Annotated in this window: 18 protein-coding genes; 11 read left to right on the forward strand and 7 right to left on the reverse strand. The window is 67.5% G+C overall.

Annotation, left to right across the window (positions count from 1 at the left end; genetic code table 11):
- A partial coding sequence (locus AC1DKD_RS21395; protein WP_477143679.1) for a DUF2252 family protein occupies positions 1 to 353 on the reverse strand: 353 nt, incomplete at its 3' end.
- A gap of 381 nt (positions 354 to 734) precedes the next feature.
- Here AC1DKD_RS21395 and AC1DKD_RS21400 point away from each other — a divergent pair.
- The 11 genes from AC1DKD_RS21400 to AC1DKD_RS21450 all read left to right on the forward strand — a co-directional run bounded on the left by AC1DKD_RS21400 (position 735) and on the right by AC1DKD_RS21450 (position 16,195).
- Positions 735 to 3,215 (forward strand): heavy metal translocating P-type ATPase, encoded by a 2,481-nt coding sequence (locus AC1DKD_RS21400; protein WP_441628543.1) that lies wholly within the window; start codon positions 735 to 737, stop codon positions 3,213 to 3,215.
- A gap of 652 nt (positions 3,216 to 3,867) precedes the next feature.
- Positions 3,868 to 4,164 carry a DUF3649 domain-containing protein gene (locus AC1DKD_RS21405; protein ID WP_441628545.1) on the forward strand — a complete coding sequence of 99 codons (297 nt, stop codon included), beginning with the start codon at positions 3,868 to 3,870 and terminating at the stop codon, positions 4,162 to 4,164.
- Entirely contained in the window at positions 4,161 to 5,789 is a 1,629-nt protein-coding gene (locus AC1DKD_RS21410; RefSeq protein ID WP_441628547.1) for a PepSY-associated TM helix domain-containing protein, read from the forward strand. The genes AC1DKD_RS21405 and AC1DKD_RS21410 overlap by 4 nt, the downstream gene beginning before the upstream one ends.
- A complete protein-coding gene (locus AC1DKD_RS21415; protein ID WP_477143680.1) occupies positions 5,786 to 6,148 on the forward strand; it encodes a DUF3325 domain-containing protein in 363 nt (120 codons plus the stop codon). The genes AC1DKD_RS21410 and AC1DKD_RS21415 overlap by 4 nt, the downstream gene beginning before the upstream one ends.
- A gap of 94 nt (positions 6,149 to 6,242) precedes the next feature.
- Positions 6,243 to 7,424: an efflux RND transporter periplasmic adaptor subunit gene (locus AC1DKD_RS21420; RefSeq protein ID WP_477143681.1), complete on the forward strand. Its 1,182-nt coding sequence runs from the start codon at positions 6,243 to 6,245 to the stop codon at positions 7,422 to 7,424.
- Positions 7,421 to 9,430 carry a MacB family efflux pump subunit gene (locus AC1DKD_RS21425; RefSeq protein ID WP_477111815.1) on the forward strand — a complete coding sequence of 670 codons (2,010 nt, stop codon included), beginning with the start codon at positions 7,421 to 7,423 and terminating at the stop codon, positions 9,428 to 9,430. The genes AC1DKD_RS21420 and AC1DKD_RS21425 overlap by 4 nt, the downstream gene beginning before the upstream one ends.
- A 5-nt stretch (positions 9,431 to 9,435) precedes the next feature.
- Complete coding sequence (locus tag AC1DKD_RS21430) at positions 9,436 to 10,836, forward strand: efflux transporter outer membrane subunit (RefSeq protein ID WP_477115154.1); 1,401 nt, start codon at positions 9,436 to 9,438, stop codon at positions 10,834 to 10,836.
- Between the two features lie 119 nt (positions 10,837 to 10,955).
- Positions 10,956 to 11,465, forward strand: coding sequence for a sigma-70 family RNA polymerase sigma factor (locus AC1DKD_RS21435; RefSeq protein ID WP_441628557.1), 510 nt, complete (start codon positions 10,956 to 10,958; stop codon positions 11,463 to 11,465).
- Between the two features lie 43 nt (positions 11,466 to 11,508).
- Positions 11,509 to 12,573, forward strand: a complete 1,065-nt coding sequence (locus AC1DKD_RS21440; RefSeq protein ID WP_477102553.1) for a FecR domain-containing protein — start codon at positions 11,509 to 11,511, stop codon at positions 12,571 to 12,573.
- A 196-nt stretch (positions 12,574 to 12,769) separates the two neighbouring features.
- Entirely contained in the window at positions 12,770 to 15,298 is a 2,529-nt protein-coding gene (locus AC1DKD_RS21445; RefSeq protein ID WP_477143682.1) for a TonB-dependent siderophore receptor, read from the forward strand.
- A 141-nt stretch (positions 15,299 to 15,439) separates the two neighbouring features.
- Positions 15,440 to 16,195 carry an IclR family transcriptional regulator gene (locus AC1DKD_RS21450; protein WP_035862925.1) on the forward strand — a complete coding sequence of 252 codons (756 nt, stop codon included), beginning with the start codon at positions 15,440 to 15,442 and terminating at the stop codon, positions 16,193 to 16,195.
- A gap of 66 nt (positions 16,196 to 16,261) precedes the next feature.
- On the opposite strand, the gene AC1DKD_RS21455 is transcribed toward AC1DKD_RS21450, so the two are convergent.
- From AC1DKD_RS21455 to fabG, 6 genes are all read right to left on the reverse strand, one after another.
- Positions 16,262 to 17,350 (reverse strand): aromatic ring-hydroxylating oxygenase subunit alpha, encoded by a 1,089-nt coding sequence (locus tag AC1DKD_RS21455; RefSeq protein ID WP_045236811.1) that lies wholly within the window; start codon positions 17,348 to 17,350, stop codon positions 16,262 to 16,264.
- A gap of 181 nt (positions 17,351 to 17,531) precedes the next feature.
- The gene (locus AC1DKD_RS21460; protein WP_441630576.1) at positions 17,532 to 18,323 is read right to left on the reverse strand and encodes a glycosyltransferase family 2 protein; all 792 of its coding nucleotides are present in this window, start codon (positions 18,321 to 18,323) and stop codon (positions 17,532 to 17,534) included.
- Positions 18,324 to 18,428: 105 nt separating this feature from the next.
- Positions 18,429 to 19,232 carry a lysophospholipid acyltransferase family protein gene (locus AC1DKD_RS21465; RefSeq protein ID WP_441630578.1) on the reverse strand — a complete coding sequence of 268 codons (804 nt, stop codon included), beginning with the start codon at positions 19,230 to 19,232 and terminating at the stop codon, positions 18,429 to 18,431.
- A gap of 114 nt (positions 19,233 to 19,346) precedes the next feature.
- Positions 19,347 to 20,462, reverse strand: a complete 1,116-nt coding sequence (locus AC1DKD_RS21470; protein ID WP_441630580.1) for a chorismate transformation FkbO/Hyg5 family protein — start codon at positions 20,460 to 20,462, stop codon at positions 19,347 to 19,349.
- A complete protein-coding gene (locus AC1DKD_RS21475) occupies positions 20,459 to 21,835 on the reverse strand; it encodes an NAD(P)/FAD-dependent oxidoreductase (protein WP_441630582.1) in 1,377 nt (458 codons plus the stop codon). The genes AC1DKD_RS21470 and AC1DKD_RS21475 overlap by 4 nt, the downstream gene beginning before the upstream one ends.
- A gap of 24 nt (positions 21,836 to 21,859) precedes the next feature.
- On the reverse strand, positions 21,860 to 22,597 hold the full coding sequence (gene fabG / locus AC1DKD_RS21480; RefSeq protein ID WP_441630584.1) for a 3-oxoacyl-ACP reductase FabG: 738 nt from the start codon (positions 22,595 to 22,597) through the stop codon (positions 21,860 to 21,862).
- Positions 22,598 to 22,704 lie beyond the last annotated feature (107 nt).

Below are 22,704 nucleotides of genomic sequence, written 5' to 3' on the forward strand. Positions count from 1 at the left end.
TCGTCGAAATCGTTGAGGTCGAACAGCAGCGAGCGTTCAGGGCTGGCAAACCCGCCGAAGTTGGCCAGGTGGCAGTCGCCGCAGATCTGGATGGGGATGTCTGAATTCGGCGTACCGGCGAGGTCATGCGCCTGGATGATGGCGCTGCCACGGTAGAAGGTGAAAGGCGATTCGATCATGCGGCCATAGCGCAGCGGCACCAGCCGTTCGACACGGCCGGCGCTGTTGATCTCCAGCAACYCGACGGGATCTCGTTCGACGYTGCCGACCGCGACATGCGCGCTGCGGGGAACGTGTTTGCGCGTGMCYTTGCCGCGTTCGCGGCGGGATTCGATGTCTWCAGGGGTGTCCACAAGCGCTCCTTGAATTTCGGCTCTGTCTCTGTGCTTTTCTGTGTTATTGCCGGTAGGGATTGCAACGCTCGCCTATCTCCGTAGCATAGGCCACCCCCGCCCCATAAGGGATCTGGTTGCGGGTGCCGCGCTGCGTCACGACGGGACTGTCGCCGCCATCGCCCGTGAGTGGAAAGAACGGGCACGCCAGAAAGCGAAGCGGTAGATCCAAGAAGAGATCGAGAATCAACCAGGGCAGACCAATTTATGCCGCATCGCGCGGAGACGCTTTTTCGGCAGATTCGGCTAAATACTCCGTCCGGATGCTTGACCTTGACATAATCGGAAGCTCTAAAGTGGCCACCGTTATGAAGGAGCTTCCCAATTTTTCAAGGAGCAGTGATGAGTTCCAGCCCGACAGGCAGTGTTGCGATCAGCATCCCGGTCGAAGGCATGACTTGCGCTTCGTGCGTGGGCCGCGTCGAAAAGGCCCTGAGGGCCGTGCCAGGCGTGAACAAGGCCAGCGTCAACCTCGCGACCGAGCGCGCCGACATCACTTTTGACGGGGTACCGAATGTCGAGGCCGCTGTGCAGGCGGTGCAGAAGTCCGGCTATAACGTGGCTTCGAGCACCATTGAGTTATCGGTAACGGGCATGACCTGCGCCTCGTGCGTGGGCCGCGTCGAAAAGGCCCTGAAAGCCGTACCGGGCGTCAACAATGCAACCGTCAACCTCGCGACTGAGCGCGCGCGGATCAGCGCCGCTGGCGGCACCTCGCCCGAAGCCCTGATCCAGGCCGTTGCCAGGGCAGGCTACGAGGCGCAGGTCATCTCGGGCGACACCAGCAACACCGATGCCGTGGCCGAGCGCCAGGCTGTCGAACTGAAGTCGCTAAGGCGCGCCCTGACGATTGCCACGCTTTTCGCCCTCCCCGTTTTCATCATGGAGATGGGCGCGCACCTGGTTCCGGCGTTTCACCACGTGATTGCAAAAAGCATCGGCACGCAGAACAGCTGGTATATCCAGTTCGTGCTCTCGAGCATCGTGCTGTTCGGGCCGGGGCTGCGTTTCTTCAAGAAGGGCATCCCGGCGCTGCTGCGGGGTGCGCCGGATATGAATTCGCTGGTGGCGGTAGGTACCTCCGCCGCCTATGCCTACTCGGCCGTGGCTACGTTTGCGTCGGGCCTGCTTCCCGCCGGCACGGTCAATGTCTACTACGAAGCCGCCGCTGTCATCGTGGCGCTGATCCTGCTTGGCCGCTATATGGAAGCCCGCGCCAAGGGCAACACCTCGGAAGCGATCAAGCGGCTGCTCGGTTTGCAGGCCAAGACCGCGCGTGTGGTGCGTGATGCCGCGACGCTTGAGGTTCCTATCGAAGAAGTGGTCGCGGGCGAGCTGATCGAAGTTCGTCCCGGCGAGCGCATTCCTGTGGACGGCGAAGTCGTGGCCGGCAATAGCTTCATCGACGAATCCATGATCAGTGGCGAACCGGTACCCGTGGAAAAGAAGCCCGGCTCGGAAGTGGTGGGGGGCACTGTCAACCAGAACGGCGCGCTGACATTCCGCGCCACCAAAGTCGGCAACGACACCGTGCTGGCGCAGATCATCCGCATGGTCGAGCAGGCGCAAGGCTCCAAGCTGCCGATCCAGGCGATGGTCGATCGCATCACCATGTGGTTCGTGCCGGCAGTCATGGCCGCCGCCGCGCTGACGTTCGTTATCTGGCTGAGTTTCGGACCGGACCCCGCCCTGACATTCGCGCTTGTCAACGCGGTTGCCGTGCTGATTATTGCCTGCCCGTGCGCGATGGGCCTGGCGACGCCGACGTCGATCATGGTGGGCACCGGGCGCGCGGCGCAAATGGGCGTGTTGTTCCGCAAGGGCGAGGCACTGCAATCCCTGAAGGACGCCAGGGTGGTGGCCGTTGACAAGACCGGAACGCTGACCAAAGGGCGTCCCGAACTGACGGATCTGATCGTTGCCCCGGGACTCGAACGGTCAGTGGTGCTGGGCAAGGTAGCCACTGTCGAAGCGAAGTCCGAACACCCGATTGCACAGGCCATCGTCGATGCCGCCAAGGCGCAAAAGATCGCCCTGGGCACCATCGGGCAGTTCGATTCGATTACGGGCTTTGGGGTCAGCGCCCGGGTGGATGGCGATCTGGTCGAGATTGGCGCCGATCGCTTCATGCGGAAGCTGGGCTTGGATGTCGAAGCGTTCAGCGCGGATGCGGCGCGCCTGGGCGACGAAGGCAAGACACCGTTGTACGCAGCTATCAATGGCCGGCTTGCAGCCATGATTGCCGTAGCCGACCCGATCAAGGAAACTACGGCGGCCGCCATCCAGGCCTTGCACGGCCTTGGCCTGAAGGTTGCCATGATCACCGGCGACAACCGTCGCACCGGCGAGGCAATCGCCCGCCAGTTGGGCATTGATGAGGTGGTTGCCGAAGTGCTGCCCGACGGCAAGGTCGAGGCGGTACAGCGGCTTAAGAAGCAGTACGGTCCTATCGCGTATGTGGGCGATGGCATCAATGACGCGCCGGCGCTGGCCGAGGCCGATGTGGGACTTGCTATCGGTACAGGCACGGACATTGCCATCGAGGCGGCGGACGTGGTGCTGATGTCCGGCGACCTGGGTGGCGTGCCCAACGCGATTGCATTGTCGAAGGCCACGATCCGCAACATCAAGCAGAACCTGTTCTGGGCGTTTGCCTACAACGCTGCCCTGATTCCGGTCGCGGCTGGCCTGCTGTACCCGGTCAACGGCAACTTGCTTTCGCCGGTGTTTGCTGCAGGCGCCATGGCCTTGTCCAGCGTGTTTGTCCTTACCAACGCGCTGCGGCTGCGCGGCTTCGTTGCCCCCTTCGCGGTCAAGGCTTGAGGCGAGACTGGTCCGGCCGGGAGGTCATAGCCGTGTAGGCGGGCTTTTTGGTTAAGCATCGCCATGGTATGAATCTCGAAGGACAGCCCAACTGGCGTGAGCGGCTACCAAGCGGCCGGCTCCCGGCGTCGCCCGGTTTGCCGCGGCGAACCCTGGCATTCCCCCGGACAACGCCAGCCTGGCAAGCAGCAATTCACCGTAGGAATTCAATGTCAGATCAGGGAGTACCGGCCCGGCAATCATCCAGTAGTCGAGGGCTCCCGTGTGACGTCTCCCATCGCGTCTGCCCATACAAGCCGGCGATGCGAAAATGAGAGGATCGGCGAGCTTCGCCGGCCGCCCCGCCGCTTCCCCTTTCCGCATTCCCCTTGCCCCATAACGGTTCCTGACCACCTGATCCGCCAAGCCCGGTCAGGGGCCGGTGGCGCTCGCCACGGCAGGCGGCAAAAATTTCTCCGGCGGCCCGGCAGATTCTCCGATCTCGTGCGTCAGGGATACAGAGACGCTGCGAGCTTATGCCCGGCGTCGCGTGAACCACCCGGCCACCACCCTGTCTCCACCCCCTTTTCGGAAAGGAAAACCGCACCTTGGCTCCCCGCCTGCCCCCGGACACCGGCCGCTCTTGCGCGCCGCCCCTTGCGAGCGCTGCCGCATGAAGCATCCCGCCCCCTCCCAAGCCATGCGGATTGCATCGCGCGCGGCCGCGGCGATCCTGGGCGGCTACCTGCTCGCCTCCGCCAGCATCCTGGCCTGCGCCGCGGTGCTGCCTGGCCTGCGGGCCGAAGCCGTCATGACCACCAGCCTGCTCAGCTACGCCATCTACACCGGCGCGGCGCTCTGGGCCTTCGCGGCCCGCTCGGCCCGCCGCGCCTGGCTGGGGCTGCTGGCGCCATCCGCCGTCCTGCTTGCAACCGCCGCGGCCGGGCACTGGACGCGAGGCCTGCCATGAAAGGGACGTTCCGCCAATCGATGGCATGGCTGCACACCTGGTGTGGCCTGTGGCTGGGCTGGCTGCTGTTCGCCGTGTTCCTGACTGGCAGCCTTAGCGTGTTCGACGGCGCCATCACGCGCTGGATGCAGCCGGAGCGGCTGGAAGTCAGCGCCGGAATGCCCGACCCGGCGCAGGCGCTGGCCCACGCCCAGCGCTACCTGGAGCGCCATGCGCCGCAATCCGGCCACTGGGAAATCGAGTTTCCCTCGCCCGAAGACGCCGCCATGCATGTGCACTGGGACGGGCAGGCCGGTGGCGAGATCCGCCTCGACCCCAACACCGGCGCCGTGCTGCCGGCACCGCGAGACACGCTGGGCGGCCATCACTTCGTGCTCTTCCACTATGAACTGCACGGCGGCATGCTGGGCGTATGGATCGTCGCCTTCGCCACCATGGCCATGCTGGTAGCGCTGGTATCGGGCATCGTCACCCATAAGCGCTTCTTCAAGGATTTCTTCACCTTCCGGCCGGGCAAGGGCCAGCGCTCCTGGCTCGATGCGCACAATGCGCTGGGCGTGCTGACGCTGCCCTTCCTGTTCATGATCTCGTACACGGGACTCATCATCTGGTGGCCCGATACCATGCCGGCGGGGATCCGGACGTACTACGAAGGCAGCGAAGCCAAGCTGTTCGGCGTGCTCGGGCGGGCCGGCTGGCTCGAGCCCAAGGTCCTGCCTCCTCCCGGCGCGCCCGCCACGCTGGTGGCATTGCCCACGCTGCTGGCCGATGCACGCGCACGGCTGGCTGCGGCGGACGACGCCGGCGCAAACGCGATCGCCTCGGTGGCGGTGGCGCGGCCCGGGCGCGGCAACGCCACTGTCAGCATTGCCGGCCTCTATCGCTACGATGGCCTCGCCTTTTCGTCGCAGCGCGAGTTCCGCTACGACGGCGTCACCGGCGCCTACTTGTCGGCCCACGCCGAGGACGAGATGCTGGGCACCGGCGGCGCGGCGCCGCTGGTCGCCGGCTCGGTCATGCGCACGCTGCATATGGCGCGCTTCGGCGGCAATGCGGTGAGGTGGCTCTACCTTGCCTGCGGCCTGGCGGGCTCCGCCATGATCGCCACCGGCCTGCTGCTGTTCTCCACCAAGCGCGGCAACCGCAAGGCGCGCGAGTTCGGCGCCGCCAGCGCGCGCGTCTACGGCACCATCGACCGCCTCAACGTGGCAGCCGTCGCCGGCCTGGCGATTGCCTGCGCTGCCTACCTTTGGGGCAACCGCCTGCTCCCGGTGGCGCTGGAGGCGCGCCACGAGTGGGAAATCGCCGTGTTCTTCTCCATCTGGCTGGCAGCCACGGTGCACGCTTTGGCCAGCCAGCCGGCCAAAGCGTGGCCGCGCCAACTGGCGCTGGCCGGCCTGCTTTGCCTGATCCTGCCGCTGCTCAATGCGCTGACCACGGGCTGGCACCTGCTGCGCTATGCCTCGCTCGGGGACTGGCAAAGCGCCGGCCTGGAACTCGGCGCCCTCACCCTTGGCACCCTGCTGCTGTGGGCCGCCGCCAGGGTGCGCCGGGCCGGCCGCCAGGCCATGCCCCGTTCGCCAGGCAGGCGTGCCGGCGCGGCGGCCACGCCGGGAGAAGCATGATGGCCCTGATATCGATGCCCCCGGCGCTGGCCGCCTCGGCAACCCTGGCCTTGTGTTACGCCGGCATGGCCAGCCTCAGCCTCGCCATGGACCGGCACCACGGACAAATCTGGCGGCGCGATCCCGCCMCTCCGGCACGCTGGCTGCTGCGCGGCTGCGGCTGGCTGCTGCTCGCCCTGGCGGCCTGGCCCTGCCTGCGCGGCTGGGGCGCCAGCATCGGCGCCGTGGTCTGGGCCGGCTCGCTCTGCGCCGGCGCCCTGGCTTACGTGCTGATACTGGCTTATCACCCCCGAACGGCAGCGGCGCTGGCCTTGCCGGCGACGGTCTTTGCCGCCGCCAGGCTGGCGGTGCCGGCGTAGGGCTTGCCAGCGTGCCTCACATGCCAGTTCAACTTCCGCGGCGCGGCCACCCCGGACCGCGCCCTCACCTGGTCAACCGGAAAACCCTTAACGCATGGCGCAGCCTCACCGACTCCTTCCCATCACCGGCATCGCCGTCCTGGCCCTCGCCGCGCTAGGCGCCGTGGCCTGGTGGAGCACGGACGCCGCACCGCGCTACGACACCGTCACCATCGCGCGCGGCGACATCGAAACCAGCGTCACCGCGCTCGGCACCCTGCATCCACGCAGCTATGTCGACGTGGGGGCGCAGGTCTCCGGGCAGATCACCCGCTTGCTCGTGCAGGTGGGCGACACCGTGGAACAAGGCCAGTTGCTGGCCGAGATCGATGCCAGCGTGCCGCGTGCCACGGTGGATGCCGGCCGCGCCGAACTGGCCGGCCTCAAGGCACAACTTGCCGAACAGGAAGCGCTGCACATGCTGGCGCAACAGCAGGATGCGCGCCAGCGCCACCTGGCTGGCCAGGAGGCCACCCGCGACGAAGACGTGCAAACCGCCGCGGCCGCGCTCAAGACCGCCGCTGCGCGCATGGCCCGCCTGCGGGCGCAGATCGAGCAAACGCAGTCCACCCTGAACGGCGACGTCGCCAAGCTGGGCTACACGCGCATCTACGCGCCCATGGCCGGCACGGTGGTCACGCTGGAAGCACGCCAGGGGCAAACCCTGAACGCCACCTACCAGACGCCCGCGCTGCTGCGCATTGCCGACCTCGCCACCATGACGGTGTGGACCGAGGTGTCGGAGGCAGACGTGCGCCGCGTGCGCCCGGGCATGCAGGTCAGCTTCACCACGCTGGGCGGCGAGCAGCGCCGCTGGCGCAGCAAGGTGCGCCAGGTGCTGCCGGCGCCGCCGACCCCGGGCAGCCAGGCCCAGCAGACGCAGGGCAACCAGCAGGCCACGCCGGCGAGCAAGGTCGTGCTGTACACCGTGCTGTTCGACGTCGGGAACAGCGATGGCGAACTGATGCCGCAGATGACCGCCCAGGTCTCCTTTGTCTCCGCCGAAGCGCGCGGCGTGGTGGTCGCCCCGCTGGCCGCGCTGCAGGCCGTGGACGGCAGGCCCGACCGCTTCCGCGCCCGTGTGCTGGACACTGCCGGCAAGGCGCAGGCGCGTGAGATCCGCGTTGGCGTGCAAGACCGCTTGCGCGCGCACATCGTCGATGGGCTGCGCGAAGGCGACCGGCTGATCACCGGCGAGYGCAAGCCTGCAGACGACATGCCGAGGTTCCGCCTGTGAACCTGCCCTTGAACCCACCGGCACTGCTGGAGCTGCGCGGCATCCGCAAGCGCTATGGCGGCGGCAGCGACGGCGCCAGCCCTGCCACCGAAGTGCTGCGCGGTATCTCGCTGCGCATCGAGGCGGGCGAGTTCGTCGCCATCGTCGGCAGTTCCGGCTCGGGCAAATCGACGCTGATGCACCTGCTGGGTTGCCTGGACCGTCCCAGCGAAGGCAGCTACCTGATCTGTGGACAGGACGTGGCGGGATTCGACGCCGACCAGTTGGCATGGCTGCGGCGCGAAGCCTTCGGCTTCGTGTTCCAGGGCTACCACCTGATCGCCACCGAAACGGCGCGCGAGAACGTGGAAGTGCCGGCCATCTATGCCGGCCAGCCCACCGCCGCCCGGCAGGCCCGCGCGGAGGCGCTGCTCACGCAGCTCGGCCTTGCCGGACGCGCCGGCCATCGCCCCGGCCAGCTCTCCGGCGGCCAGCAGCAGCGCGTGTCGATCGCGCGGGCGCTGATGAACGGCGGACGCATCATCCTGGCAGACGAACCCACCGGCGCGCTCGATTCGCGCAGCGGCGCCGAGGTCATGGCGCTGTTGTCGGGGCTGGCGGCTGCCGGGCACACGGTGATCCTGATCACGCACGATCGCGGCATCGCGGCGCAGGCCCGCCGCGTGATCGAGATCCGCGACGGGCTGGTGATATCGGACTCCGCCAGCGCTCGCCATGCGGCGCCCGAGGCCGCCGATGCCAACCCGCCCGCCCAAGGCGCCAACGACGCCGCCCAACTGCTTGCCCGCATGCGCGCGGGCAAGGACCGCCATGCCTCGCTCGCGGCCGACGTGGCCGAGGCCGCGCGCGCCGCGTGGCGCGTGATGTGGAGCAACCGTTTCCGCACCGGGCTGACCCTGCTCGGCATCGTTATCGGCGTCGCCTCGGTGATCGTCATGATGGCGATCGGCAGCGGCTCGCAGTACCAGGTGATGAAGAAGATGGCGGTGTTCGGCGCCAACAAGATGTATGTGGGCGTGCTGCCCCCGACCAGCCGCGACCGGAGCGGGCCGCTCACGCTGGCCGATGTGGAGGCCATCCGCGGCGTGCCGAATGTGGAACTCGCCATGCCGTATATCGAAGGCTTCGTGATGGCGCGGCGCGGCAATGTCGACCACCGCACCGAAGGCGGCGGCGCCACCACGGATTTTGCCGCGGCGCTGGACTGGGGGCTGGCCGAGGGCGTGTACTTCGACGCCCGCGACGAACGCGATCTCGGCAAGGTTGCGGTAATTGGCAAGCGCGTGCGCGATGCCTTGTTCGAGGACGGCAGTGACCCCATCGGCCAGACCATCCTGCTGGACAGCGTGCCGTTCCAGGTCATCGGCGTGCTCGCCGAGAAGGGTGCCCTGGCCGGCAACGCCGACGAGGACGAGCGCGTGGTGGTGCCTTTCTCCACGGCCAGCGCGCGGCTCTACGGCAATCCCTATCCCACCTGGGTCGCGGTTTCAATCCGCGACATGCAGCAAGCCAGACAGACCGAGCAGGCCATCCTGGCCGCCCTCGCCGCCCGGCGCGGCAACCAGGATGCACGCGTGTACAACCGCGCGGAGTCGATCCGCGTAAGCGCGGAGACCGAACGCACCATGACACTGATGCTCGGCCTGATTGCCGCCATCTCGCTGCTGGTCGGCGGCATCGGCGTGATGAACGTCATGCTGATGACGGTGCGCGAGCGCACCCGCGAGATCGGCATCCGCATGGCCACCGGCGCGCGCCAGCGCGACATCCTGCGCCAGTTCCTGACCGAAGCCGTGCTGGTATCGCTGCTCGGCGGCGTAACGGGCGTGGTGCTCGGCATCGCCGTGGGCCTTGCCCTGCAACTGGCCAGGGTGCCGGTGATCTTCTCGCTCACGGCCATCGCCGGCGCCTTTGGCTGCGCCGTAGCCACCGGCCTGCTGTTCGGCTACATGCCAGCCCGCCAGGCGGCTCGCCTCGACCCCGTACAAGCACTGGCAAGCGAATGACAACCATGAGCGCCCTGACTTCCCTCGCCCTGCGCGCGGCCTTGCTGGCGACCGCGCTGGCCACCGGCGGCTGCGCCACGAAGGCCACACCCGAGGCCCCGCTGCCCGCCACGCCCGCGCAATGGCGCTACGCGCCCCCGGACCGGGCCGGCGCCGATCCGGTCAGCATCGACTGGTGGCAATCGCTAGGCAATGCCGAACTGGATGCGCTGGTGCGGCGGGCCCGCGCCGACAATCCCGGCATCGCCGCCGCATACGCCCGGGTGCAGCAGGCACGCGCCAGTGTCACCATTGCCCGCGCACCGCTGTTGCCGGAGCTCACCGGCTCCGCCGACGCCCGGCGCTATGGCGGCTCGGGCATCAGCAGCAGCGACAGCTCGGCCAATTTCCGCCTCGGGCTCGCGGCCAGCTATGAAGTGGACCTGTGGGGCGGCAACCGCGCCGCCGCAGGCAGCGCCGCCGCCTCCTTGCGCGCGGCCGGTTTCGCGCAGGATGCCGTCACGCTGTCGGTGACCGGCGAAGTCGCGCTGGCCTGGCTGCAAACCGTCAGCCTGCGCGAGCGCATCGCCATTGCCACCCGCATGCTGGACAATGCCCGCGGCGTACTGGCCGTGGTCGATGCGCGCCAGCGCGCCGGCAGCGCGACCGCGCTGGAACTGGCGCAGCAGCGCGGCCTGGTGGCCGGCCGGGAGCGCACCTTGCGCCTGCTGGCGCAACGCGCCAACGACAGCCAGGTCGCGCTGGCGATCTTGCTGGGGCAGTCCGCCAGCAGCTTCGAAATCAGCACCGCCAGCCTTGCCGGCCTGCGCGATCCCGCCATCGACAGCGGCCTGCCCGCCGAACTGCTTACGCGCCGCCCCGACCTGGCCGCGGCAGAGGCCAGGCTGGCGGCCGCCGACGGCAATATCGCCGTGGCCCGCGCGCTGATGCTGCCGCGCCTCGCCCTGACCGCCAGYGCCACCGGGCAAAGCGACCGCCTGCACACCCTGTTCGAGAACCCGGTCTACGCCATCGCCGCCGGCGTGCTGGCGCCGATATTCAACGCCGGACGGCTGGCCGCCGGGCATGACATGGCCATCGCGCAGAAGCAGGAATTGCTGGCGGACTACCGCCGCGCCATCGTCGCGGCCTCGGGCGATGTGGAAGTGGCGCTCAACACCATCGCCGGCGTCGGCGCCCAGCGTATCGCACAGGATGAGGAGCTGGCGCAGGCCCGGCGCGCCTTCGCGCTGGCGGAACGCCGCTATCGCGCCGGCGCGGAAACGCTGCTGATCGTGCTGGACGCCCAACGCACCTTTTACGCCGCCGAGGACGATGCCGCCCAGTTGCGCCTGGCTGCCCTGCAAGGCTCGGTGCTCCTGTACAAGGCCCTTGGCGGCGGATGGAGGCCGGATACGCAATGGTAGGGAGATGTGCCCGCCCACTCACGGCAGAAGCACGCCTTGTTTTTGAGTAGCGACCTCGCATACAATGCGAATCATTCTCAATAGCGTTTGGCGCATGGCGCCCGCATTATCCAGGCGCCATGGCCACGGCAGACACGCTTCCCCAGTCGGAACTCCACACGCTCTACCGCAACCACCACAGCTGGCTGGTCAACCTGCTATGGCGCAAGCTGGGCAATGCGGACAACGCCGCCGACCTGGCCCAGGATACGTTCACCCGCCTGCTGGTGGCCTGCGACGCCAGCTCGCTGCGCGAGCCGCGTGCCTACCTGACCACTGTGGCGAGCCGGCTGACGGCGCAATATTTCCGCCGCCTCGCGCTTGAGCGCGCCTATCTCGAAGCGCTGGCCCTCCAGCCGGAAGCCACCGCCCCTTCGCCCGAAACCCGCGCGCTGGTGGTAGAGGCGCTGACCGCCGTGAGCACGGTACTCGACCAGCTCCCCCCACGCGTGTGCGAAGCCTTCCTGCTGTCGCAACTGGATGGCCTGGCCTACCGCGAGATCGCGCAGCGGCTCGACGTCACCGTCAACGTCGTGCAGAAATGGATGAGCAAGGCCTTCCTGCATTGCTACACCGCGGTCTACGGATGACGCCGGCATCCCCGCCCCGATTGCCCATGGCCTCGCGGCAACCATGAAACCCTTCACACCCCAGCTTGCGCCGCARGCAAGCGATGCCCGTGCAAGCGCACGCATCGAACCGCACGTCATCGCACAGGCGGCGGACTGGATGTCGCGGCTGCAGTCGGGCGCGGCCACCGCTGCCGACCACGCCGCGTGCGAGCAATGGCGGCAAGCCGATCCTGCGCACGAACTGGCCTGGCGGCGCATGGCCCTGCTCGGGCAGGATCTGCGCGCCGGCCTGGACCAGATGCCGGCGGCCGTCGCCCGCAAGGCCCTGCACACGGCCAGCACCGCGGGCACCGCCCGCCGGGCCTCGCGGCGCGCCGCGCTGAAGTCGATTGCCGGCCTGGGTGTCGCGGCGGGCGGGGTCTGCCTGGCGCGCGAGCAACTGTCCTGGCGCAACTGGAACACCTGGACGGCGGACCACCGTACCGGCAGCGGCGAGCGCCGCACCATCGAACTGGCCGACGGCACCCGCGTCGTGCTCAACACAGGCAGCGCCATCGACGTCCGCTTTACGCCGATGCAGCGCGAACTTGTCTTCCTGGCCGGCGAGATCCAGGTGACCACCGGCCATGACCCGGCCGGAAGACCGTTCTCGGTGGCGACCCGCAACGGCAGCATCACACCCATTGGGACGCGCTTTATCGTCCGCGATGGCGTGCTGGCGCCGGACGGCAGCGGCGACAAGCGCGATCCGATCGCTGTCTCCGTGCTCGAAGGCGCGGTGCGGATCCGGGCCCGCCAGCTAAGCGCGCCGCTTCGCCTCGATGCGGGACAGGAGACTGTCTTCACCGCCACCGCCATCGACACGCCGGCCTCCGTTCACCCGCAGGCCGGCGCCTGGCTGGACGGCATGCTGGTGACGGAACAAATGCCGCTGGCCCGGTTCATCGCGGAGCTGGCGCGCTACCGCGCCGGCTCCCTGCGTTGCGATCCGTCGCTGGCCGCATTGCGCGTGTCTGGCGCCTTCCCGCTCGACGATACCGATGCGGTGCTTGCCATCCTCGAAGAAACGCTGCCTGTGCGGGTGCGTTACTTCACGCGCTACTGGGTCTCGGTGGCACCGAAATAAGGCCACGGCACGTTCCAGCGCTTCGCTCCCATGCCTTGATCCGGCAGCGGCCGGCAAGTATCCCGCCTCCTCCCTGGAAATCTTCGTCCGCGCGCGGCAGCTTTTCGCTTCTCGCGCATCAAGTGAATTAGCGGCGCTGCAGAGCCATGCAGCCCACCGCCCTTCCATCACACAAGAATCCAGAGGAACCAGCATCATGGCGCACCGCCCCAGCCCTTGCACGAACCCGCAAGGCACCACGCTACTGTCGCAGCCCCGCGGCCGCTATCGGCACACCCCGCTGGCGCTTGCGCTGCGCGCGGCTGTGCTAGGCACCACATTGGGCGTGGCCACGCTGGCGCCGACCCTCGCCCGCGCCCAGGCGGCACCGGCCAGCGGCAAGCAGTACGACATTGGCGCCGGCTCGCTGGACCAGGTGCTCGGCCGCTTTGGCCGCGAGGCGGGCGTGCTGGTCGCCATCGATCCGGAGCTCACCAAAGGCCTGCACAGCGAAGGCCTGCACGGCACCTATACCGTGACCGAAGCGCTGGCCGCGCTGCTGTCCGGCCAGCAGCTCGAAGCGGTCAGTGGGCCCAGCGGAGGCTATCGCCTGCGCAAGCGCAGCGCGCCGTCCGCGGCGGGCGCCGAAGCCGGCGGCCCCATGCTGGCGGAGGTGAAGGTCACGGCAAACGGGCCGGGCGACGGCGTCACGGAGGGCACCGGCTTGTACACCAGCGATGAGAGCAACACCGCCACCCGGCTGGCCATCACCCTGCGTGAAACACCGCAATCGGTCAGTGTCATAACCCGCCAGCAGATGGACGACCAGGGCCTGACGCAGCTCACCGACGTGATCACCCAGACGCCCGGCCTGATCCTCAACCAGAGCGGCAACCTGGGCTCCGACACCAGTTCGGTCTACTCGCGCGGCTTTCAGGTGGAGAACTACCAGCTCGACGGCGTGCTGCAGCTGAACAGCGGCTATAACTCGCTGTTCCAGACTAACGACATGGCCATCTACGACCGTGTGGAAGTGGTACGCGGTGCCACCGGGCTGATGAACGGCATCGGCTCGCCGGCGGCCACCATCAACCTGGTGCGCAAGCGCCCGGCGCGGGATTTCCAGGCCTCCGTCAGTGTCGAGGGCGGCTCGTGGGACTATCGGCGTTTTGGGGCGGATGTGTCCTCCCCGCTGAACCAGGCCGGCACCGTACGCGGCCGCCTGGTCGCCGCGTACCAGGAAAACAACGGCAACATCGAACGCCTGCATGAGCGCCGTGAAATCTTCTACGGCGTGGTCGAGGCCGACCTGACCCYATCCACGCTGGCCACCGTTGGGTTCTCGTGGCAGAGCTTCGACCTGACGGGCCACGCGCGCTCCGGCCTGCCGCTGTACTTTGCGGACGGCACGCGCACGGCATGGGCCCGCTCGAAGTCGGCGGCCGCCGACTGGGCCTATTCGGCCCGGCGCAACCAGACCGTGTTCGCCTCGCTGGAGCACAAGTTCGACAATAGCTGGCGCGTCAAGGGCACGCTTAGCCACGACACCTACGCCTACGACGAATTGATGGGATATGCCTCCAACGGATATCCCGTGCAGAGCACCGGTGCCGGCCTGGGTCTATGGGCGGGACGATGGGGCGCCAAACCGGAGCAAACCAGCTTCGATCTTTACGCGACGGGGCCCTTCAGCCTGCTCGGCCGCGAGCATGAGCTTGTGCTCGGCACCACCTTCGCACGGACCACCTACAACACACAGACGTATGGGCTCTGGCGCTTCCCTGGCTGGGACAGCAGTATCGCCAACATCTACACGTGGGACGGCCGCACCCCCGCAGCCCCCGAGACCCCGCCCAACGGCACCACCAGGTTCACCGAGCAGAGCACCAGCGCCTACGCCACCGCCCGCTTGCGCCCGACCGACAGCTTGTCCGTGCTGCTCGGTGCGCGCGTCACGAGCTGGCGCAACGACAACAGCACGCTCGACTACGCTTCCGGTACGACGTCGGTGGACAACCGCTCGGAGACCGGCAAGATCACCCCATACGTCGGCCTGGTCTACGACCTGAGCAAGCACTGGTCGGCCTACGCCAGCTATACCAATATCTTCAAGCCGCAAAACAACCGGACAGTCAACGGCAGCTTCCTCGACCCCCTGGTTGGCAACGGTTATGAAATCGGCGGCAAAGGCGCGTTCTTCAACAACCGCCTGAACCTCAGCGGCGCGCTCTACTGGGTCAAGCAGGACAACCTGGCGGTGGCCATCCCCGGCGCCCTCGCGCCCGACGGCTCGCAGGCTTACTACGGCGCATCCGGCGCCAAGACCCGCGGCTACGAGCTGGAAGTCTCGGGCGAACTGACGCGTGACTGGCAGGCAACCGCCAGCTTCGCACGCAACCTCAGCACGGACAAAGACGGCAAGGCGCTCAACACCAATATCCCGCAGGACACCCTCAAGCTGTTCACCACATACCGCATTGCCGCCATTGGCAACGGCCTGACGGTAGGTGGCGGCTTGCGCTGGCAGAACCAGACCTACAGCGACAACCAGGGGCCGCTCGGGGTGCGCTTCACGCAGGGGAGCTACTCGGTGGTGGACCTGATGGCACGTTATGCCATCACCAGGAATGTCTCAGCGACGTTCAACCTCTACAACCTGCTCGACAAGCGCTACTACACCAGCACCAGTTCGTCGTTCTACGGCACGCCGCGCAGCTTTCGCCTGGGGCTGAACGTGAGCTACTGATGCGCGCCGGGCCGGGAGGAAGAAAGTCGCTTGCCGATAGACTATGATGATCGCTTATCTTCCGGCCAACCCGGCCCGTGCCCTCCCCCCAGGCGCGCGGCCTGACCACACATGACCGCCAACGACAACAAAGCGCCGCCCATGAACGTGAAGACGGCGCTGCGCGTGCTTGAGATCATCGAGACCTTTGCCCGCGAGCGGCGCGCGCTCTCGCTATCGGAACTGGCCCGCCTGCTGGCGGTGCCGGCCTCAAGCTGCCTGGCGCTGATCCGCACCCTGACTTCGCTGGGCTATCTCTACGAGACCGGCCGCCGCCAGGGCTATTACCCCACCGGCCGGCTGCTCGCCATGGCGCAACAGATCGCGCGCCACGATCCGGTACTGGACCGCGTGCACGGCACCATGAACGAGCTGCGTGCCGCCACCGGCGAAACCGTGGTGATCGGCAAGCTGCATGAAGGCCGGTGGGTGGTGTACCTCGACGTGCTCGAATCCCCGCACGCGATCCGCTATATCGCCACCGCGGGCGAGCGGCGCGAACTCCACGCGAACTCCATCGGCAAGGCGCTGCTGTCCGTCATGGCGGAGGACGAGCGCCGCGCACTGATGGCGCAACTCAGCTTCGAGCGGTTTACGCCCCGCACGATATCGGGCGTGGCGCAGCTGGAAGCCGAATTGGAGAAGTCCGCCGAGCTGGGCTGCTTTATCAACCTGGGCGAGTCGATGCCCGATGTTGGCGCGCTGGCCTGGCCGGTGCGGCTATCGGGCGAATGCTATGGGATTTCCATTGCGGGCCCGGTCTATCGCATCGAACCCGCGCTGACGCGCTTCTCTGCCATGCTCAGGACGGCCTGCTCGGCGCTGGAACGCGACGAGCGCAGCCGGTTCGCCCAATAGCTGAAAAGCCCGATAGACCGATAGGCCGATAGACCGATAGACCGATAGACCGGCAGGAATCCGCTATCAGGCCGGGCCGGGCGCTTCCGGCTCGCCGCACTCGCGCAGCAGGTCGCGCAGCTCGTTGATGACCGGGAACACCTCGTGGTTCCAGTCCGCGCCCTGCTTGTCGTGCGCTTCCTGTTCCGCCTCCACGATCCAGCGGTCTTCCTTGAAGATCCGCTCGGTGAACCACACTAGCAGCGGCCACGCCAGGTTGAGCACGCCGGGAATGCCGGGCTTCTTGATCGACAGCAATCCGAAGGTGCGGTTGGTGCGCTGCGCCGCGTCGAGCGGCACATAGACGATCCACAAATCCATCACCAGCGTCCCTTCCGAGGTGCGGATCTGCAATGTCTGGTAGGGATAGCAGGTACGGACCGTCATCACATCCTTGCCGCTCTGCCCGCCGTTCTTGCCGCCGCCGAACACCAGCGCTTCGCCCACCGGCTGCTTGCCCTCTTCCCGCGAGAAGGTGTAGTCGACCTCGACCCACCCCTCACCCCGCCGGCGCCCGAGCGAGCGCGCGCGCATCTGGCCCATCTGCCGGCGGTGCAGGAACTGATGGTTCATATCCATCAGGTTCTCGTGCATGAACGAGTAATGGCATTTGACCTCGCGGCCGAAGCGGCGCGTCTTGTACGCCTTGTTGGCCACCGAGCCAAGGTCGGGCAGCGGCGTTTCGTCGGCGAGCACAGCACTGCCCGGGAAGACAAAGATCAGGCCCTCCACCTCGCGGCAAGGATAGGAGCGCACCCCGTTGGGCAGCCGCTCGCGGCCCAGGTAAGGGACATCGATGCAGCGGCCCGTGCAGTCGTAGGTCCAGCCGTGATAGCAGCAGCGAATCGATTCCCCATCGACCACGCCCGCATGCAGCGGCACCTGCCGGTGCGCGCAGCGATCCTCCAGCGCGAACACCGCGCCGGATTCCGTGCGCACCAGCACGATCGGCTCGCCCGCGAAGCGCACGCCATGCGCCTTGCCACGCTTGACTTCGCGCGACCAGGCTAGCGGATACCAATAGTCGGGATGAATGGTGACGCGACGCAGGTCGCGGATCGGTACTTCGGCGGGACTACCGTTGGCACTGCCATCTAGCAACGGGACTGCATGCATGGGGGACTTCTCCTTGCAAGACTGGAATCTCGATTGGCCGACTGCATGGGCTGGAGCTCATTCAGAGATCAGTCTACCTGAAGGCAAGCCGAAGCATGTGCGGCCGGACACAGCCGACGGCAAGCGAACGCCGCCGGATGGGCAGCGTTCGACAGAAACGCCATGCTTGAAGGAGGCGCCGTCAGGGCGCGGTGATGCGGGACGCCGCACCGTCCCGGGCGCACAGGCGGCGGCAGGCCAGCAGCGGCAGGCGAAGCAGGAAGCCGGCGAGCAGGCGCGCATGCATTCCGCTCAGCAAGAGGTTGTCGCGCACGTAGTTGAAGTGCGAGACGCCGCCTTCCTCGGCGCTGAAATAGCGCACCGGCGCGTCCACGTTCAGCGGCCGCACGCCATGCCAGCACATGCGCACCACCGCCTCGGGATCGAAATCGAAACGCCGCATCCAGCGCTGCTTGCGCATGACAGCACGCAGCGGCGCGATCGGGTAGACGCGAAAGCCGTAGAGCGAATCGCCGATGCCGGCCCAGAGCGTTTCCAGGTTGGCCCAGGCGTTGGAGATACGCCGCCCGTAGACCCGGGCCTTCGGCGCGCTGGCATCGAAGACCGGGCGGCCGAGCACCATGACGCCCGGATCGCGTTGCGATGCCGCCATGAAGGGGGCGATCAGGCCGGCCGGGTGCTGGCCGTCGGAATCCATGGTCAGCACGTGGGTGAACCCTTGCGCCGCGGCCTGCTCCAGCCCCTGCAGCACCGCAGCCCCCTTGCCCTGGTTGCGGGGCAGCACGAGCACCCGCAAGCCCGGGTCGGCTGCCGCCTCTTGCTGCAGCCATTGCGTGCTGCCGTCGGTGCTGCCATCCACCACCACCCACACCGGCGACCAATGGCGCCGCGCCTCGCGCACCGTGTCGCGAACCTTGGCCCCAGGGTTGTAGCTGGGAATCAGGACGAGATGGGTGTTGGAAGGCTTGATCATGCGAAGGTGGATCTGGAAACAGTGAAAAAACAAAAACGGCAAGAACAGGAGGCAGGAGGCATGCCGGCAACCCGCCGGCTAGCCCGGCCGCACAAACCTGGCCGCCTAAACGTTGTGCACCGCGGCGCCYGGACGAAGCGGCTCTCTTTCCGGGCGCGACAGTTCCGCCGCATAGTATTGCGCCAGCTCGGCCATGAAAGCGCGCTCGCTCTCGGGCGCGTCGAAGCGCCGGCCCAGCCGGACGCGATAGCAGACCGGCATATCGGGCTTGCGAAAAATCGGCCAGCCCTTCCCGAGGAACGGCGAATCGGTCTCGATAAACAGCGTCTGCACCGGCACGTCCGCACGCTTGGCAATCAGCCCGACGCCGCCCTTGAAGGCATTGACCGGACGGCGGGTGGTGCGCGTGCCTTCAGGGAATACCAGCACCTGGCCGCCACGCCGCAGCTCCTGCACGGCACATCGGATCATGCCGGCCAGCGTGTCGTTACGGATATAGCGCGCCAGCCTGGCAGCGGCACCGAGGAAGGGATTGTCCACCACATCGGCTTTCATGATGCAGGCCGCCCCGGGCAGCCGCGACAACACCAGCAAGGCATCCAGCAAGCCAGGATGATTCGCCGCCAGCACGAGGGGCGGCCCGCCACGCAGGCTATCCAGTTCGCGCAGGTCGAAGCGGCAGGCGCCCATGCCCTCCAGGGCCCACAGATAGAAGCGGAATATGCACATGATCACGAAACGGCCGAAGCGCCGCCCCAGCCCGGCCGGCAGCAGCCAGTAGCAGGCCGCGGCGAAGGGTGCCCACAGCAGGGACACCAGCGCCAGCAACAGCAGGCCTGCATAGAACACGGCATATTCAGCTGCCACCGCAGCCAGGCCAGGCAAGGTTTCGCGTAGTTGACGCCGCATCAGGCCACCTCCACGGACGCGCGCATTCCCCGCTTTCCGCGCGGATGGCGGATTCCGCGAATATCGGGATCGAGGCCGCCCCGGCGGCCTGCGGGATGCAGTGTCATGTCGCGCTCACGCCAGCACTTCCAGCCCATGGCCGGCCGATGCCTCGATTTCCACCAGGAGATCGCCGCGGCAGATGTCGGCCTGCACATAGGCGGCCGCCACGCCGTGCCCGACCGCGCCCTCCAGTGCCGCGCGCACGCTGGCGAGGGTGCCGCGTTCCTGCGGATGGCGCACGTAAACCCGGTAGGCGAGCTGCGGCAGACCGATCCCCGCATGTCCATCGCGCGCGGCCTGCTCCAGGACGGCGGCAATATTGGCGATGCTCTCGCGCGTCTGCGCGGCCACATCGCCGGCATGCACCGTGCGATGCCCGACAATGCTGGCGGTGCCGGACACGAACAGCACGGGGGCGGCGCATTCGTCGTGCGCCCCGGCCCGCCACACGCCAGCGCGTGCAAAGGTAGGGCTGCGCGGGCCGTATTGAGCAGGATAGTGATAGGCGCTGACCTGGCGCGGATTCTCCACCGCAACCGGCGCGCGCGGGCTGGCCAGGAAGCCGATCGAGAGCGTGCGCTGCGCCACGGGCTGGCCCACCGCGCCAAGCGCGCAGGCCGCCGGCACATTGCCCACGATTTCCCGGCGGCACGCCGTGAAGGCAGCCTGCCGCCCGATATTGAACTGGCGATACCGCTCCATGCCAGACTCCTCCGCATTGATGTCGGCCACGTAATTCCACACCCGCACGAGATAGGGATAGCCCTTCGCATCCAGCAAGCCGAAGATGTCGCGATAGGCGCGCTCTGTCGCCGACTGCAGCATGCTTCCCTGCGCGTTGGCAAAATCCGCCTCGCGCAGCGTGACGCTGCCGAAGATCAGGCCCAGCGCGGCATCCGTGCGGAAATCCACCACGCCGTGCCGGCCGGTGGCAGGCTCGCCAATGGTGTCCCAGGCAGCATTGCTGCCGTGCCAGACCTCGCATACGACGGGGTCCTCGCCCAGTGGCGGCGTGGCCACGCGCGCCAGCGGCAAGTCCGTCCCGGCAAGCATCGCCGGCGGCGTACCGCCGCCATACCACACGGCCCCCAGCGCGCCATCCAGCCAGCCCGGCCGTACCGCCGCCAGTCCGCGGGCCGTGTACTGCGCCAGCCGCAGCGGTGTCGCGTTCATGGTGTCGCGCTTCATCGGCTGGTCACCGTGCCGGCGTCGTCGAGCGGGCGGATATTGCGGCGGCGTTGACGCCATGCGCCCAATGAGCGCCGCAGGTTGAACAGCGCCACGCCGTAGTAGAGCACCTTGAAGGCCAGCAGCGAGCGCCAGATCGGCGTCTTGCCGTAGATGTCGCCGGCCAGCACGGAGAGCAGTGCCTCCTTCATGCGCAACACATTGCGCGGCCCCATGAACAGGTCGCGCATGGTCGGCGTGGTAATGCGGTAGATGAACCAGGAGAACTGCCTGGGGCCGTGGCGCACTACCTTGTCGAAGCGTTGCAGCGCAACCTGCGCCCTGGCCGGCTCGCGCAGGCAGGTTTCGATGGCATCGGCGGCGGCAAAGGCGCTGGTCATGGCCAGCATCACGCCCGACGAGAACACCGGGTCGATAAAGGCATAGGCGTCGCCAAGCAGCACGTAGTTCGGGCCAAAGGTCTGCTCGGTCACATAGGAATAATTGCCGGTGGCCTCCACGTCCGCCACCAGTTCCGCCCCCGCCAGCCGCTCCGCCAGGGCCGGGCACAGCGCGATGGTGTCGGCGAAGAAATCCCTGAGCGGCTTGTCGCGGCGTTTCAGGTAATAAGGCCAAGTCACGGCGCCCACGCTGGTGGTCCCGTCTGAAAGCGGGATGAACCAGAACCAGCCGTGTTCGAACCAGAAAATGGTGATGTTGCCCTCGTTCTTGCCAGGATGGCGCCGCGCGCCGCGAAAGTGCCCGTACAGCGCGGAGCTGTTGTGCTTGGGATTGCGCAGCTTGGTCTTGAAGCGGTTGGCAAGAAACGTATCGCGGCCGGACGCGTCGACTACGAAGCGTGCCTGCCAGTCCTCCCGGCTGCCGTCGTCCCGTACCGCGTGCACCACGGCGCCCGATTCCTGCGCAAGGAACTCCACTTCCCGCACCCGGCATTGTTCGATCACCCGCGCGCCCTTGCGCGCCGCATTGCGGAACAGCAGTTCGTCAAAGGCAGAGCGGCGCACGTGGTAGGCGTATGGCATCGACTTGTCCCAGGCATCGGCGAAATCGAATGCCTGGCCGCCTTCGTGCCACGGGGAGACAAACTCGGCAGCCCACTTCTCGATGGAAATGGCCCGCACTTCATCGGCCACGCCCAGGCGCTCGAACAGCGGCAGGTTGGCGGGCAGCAAGGATTCGCCGATATGGAAACGCGGATGGCGCTCCTTTTCCAGCAGAGTGACCTGGAATCCGCGCTCGGCCAGCAAGGCTGCGGCGGTGGACCCGGCAGGGCCCCCGCCGATCACCAGCACATCGCATTGGCGCAGGCCGGACGCCGGCAACGCGGCCGGCGTTGCGCCGGCGGTGCTGCAAGGAGCATTGTTATCCATCATGTTTCCTGGAATCCCGCGGCCGCACTAGGCCATGCCGCCATTGATGGAGAGCGTCTGGCCAGTGACGTAGGCCGCCGCGTCCGACACGAGGTACGCGATCATGCCGGCGACCTCCTGCGGGCTGCCGGCGCGCTGTGCCGGCACCAGTTGCCGGATGCGCTCAACCGGAAACGCCTCGCCGGTCATGGGCGACTCGATGACGCCGGGCGCCACGGCATTGACGGTGACACCGCGCGAGGCCATCTCGATGGCCAGGGACCGCGTGGCGGCGATAATCCCGGCCTTGGCGGCAGCGTAGTTGGCCTGGCCACGATTGCCCACCAGCGCCGCCACCGAAGCCATGCTGACGATGCGGCCCCAGCGGGTGCGCATCATCGGCATCAGCAGGGGCTGGGTGACATTGAAGAATCCGTTCAGCGAGACGTCGATGACACTGCGCCACTGCTGGCGCGTCATGCCGACCATCGGTGCGTCGTCATGGATGCCGGCATTGTTGACGAGTATCTGCACCGGCCCGTGCGCCAGGATGCGCTGCAACGCAGCGTCGGTGGCATCGGCATCGGTGACATCGAAGGCGATGGCATGCGCGTGGCCGCCGGCCGCGCGAATCGTCGCGGCTACCGCCTCGGCCTGGGCAAGGTGGCGGTTGGCATGGACCCACACCTCATGGCCCGCCTGCGCCATCGCCAGGCAGATAGCCTGTCCAAGCGCGCCGCTGCCGCCGGTGACAAGCGCCAGCTTGCGCTTCTCTTGCTGCTCCATTCACGCTCCCACAAGCGGCTGCTTCGTTACGTTGACAGGGCCCCGCAGCGCATCACAGTCACCTTCCCGATGCCTGCCATTGATGCCCCTCTTCGGTATCCCTTGCC

The organism is Cupriavidus sp. 05T313 (genome assembly GCF_056396665.1).

What these genes read in the sequence shown, in the direction of transcription:
- AC1DKD_RS21400 (WP_441628543.1), top strand. Translation starts at nt 735, where the DNA reads ATGAGTTCCAGCCCGACAGGCAGTGTTGCGATCAGCATCCCGGTCGAA.
- AC1DKD_RS21405 (WP_441628545.1), top strand. Translation starts at nt 3,868, where the DNA reads ATGAAGCATCCCGCCCCCTCCCAAGCCATGCGGATTGCATCGCGCGCG.
- AC1DKD_RS21410 (WP_441628547.1), top strand. Translation starts at nt 4,161, where the DNA reads ATGAAAGGGACGTTCCGCCAATCGATGGCATGGCTGCACACCTGGTGT.
- AC1DKD_RS21435 (WP_441628557.1), top strand. Translation starts at nt 10,956, where the DNA reads ATGGCCACGGCAGACACGCTTCCCCAGTCGGAACTCCACACGCTCTAC.
- AC1DKD_RS21450 (WP_035862925.1), top strand. Translation starts at nt 15,440, where the DNA reads ATGAACGTGAAGACGGCGCTGCGCGTGCTTGAGATCATCGAGACCTTT.
- AC1DKD_RS21455 (WP_045236811.1), bottom strand. Translation starts at nt 17,350, where the DNA reads ATGCATGCAGTCCCGTTGCTAGATGGCAGTGCCAACGGTAGTCCCGCC.
- AC1DKD_RS21460 (WP_441630576.1), bottom strand. Translation starts at nt 18,323, where the DNA reads ATGATCAAGCCTTCCAACACCCATCTCGTCCTGATTCCCAGCTACAAC.
- AC1DKD_RS21470 (WP_441630580.1), bottom strand. Translation starts at nt 20,462, where the DNA reads ATGAAGCGCGACACCATGAACGCGACACCGCTGCGGCTGGCGCAGTAC.
- AC1DKD_RS21475 (WP_441630582.1), bottom strand. Translation starts at nt 21,835, where the DNA reads ATGATGGATAACAATGCTCCTTGCAGCACCGCCGGCGCAACGCCGGCC.
- fabG (WP_441630584.1), bottom strand. Translation starts at nt 22,597, where the DNA reads ATGGAGCAGCAAGAGAAGCGCAAGCTGGCGCTTGTCACCGGCGGCAGC.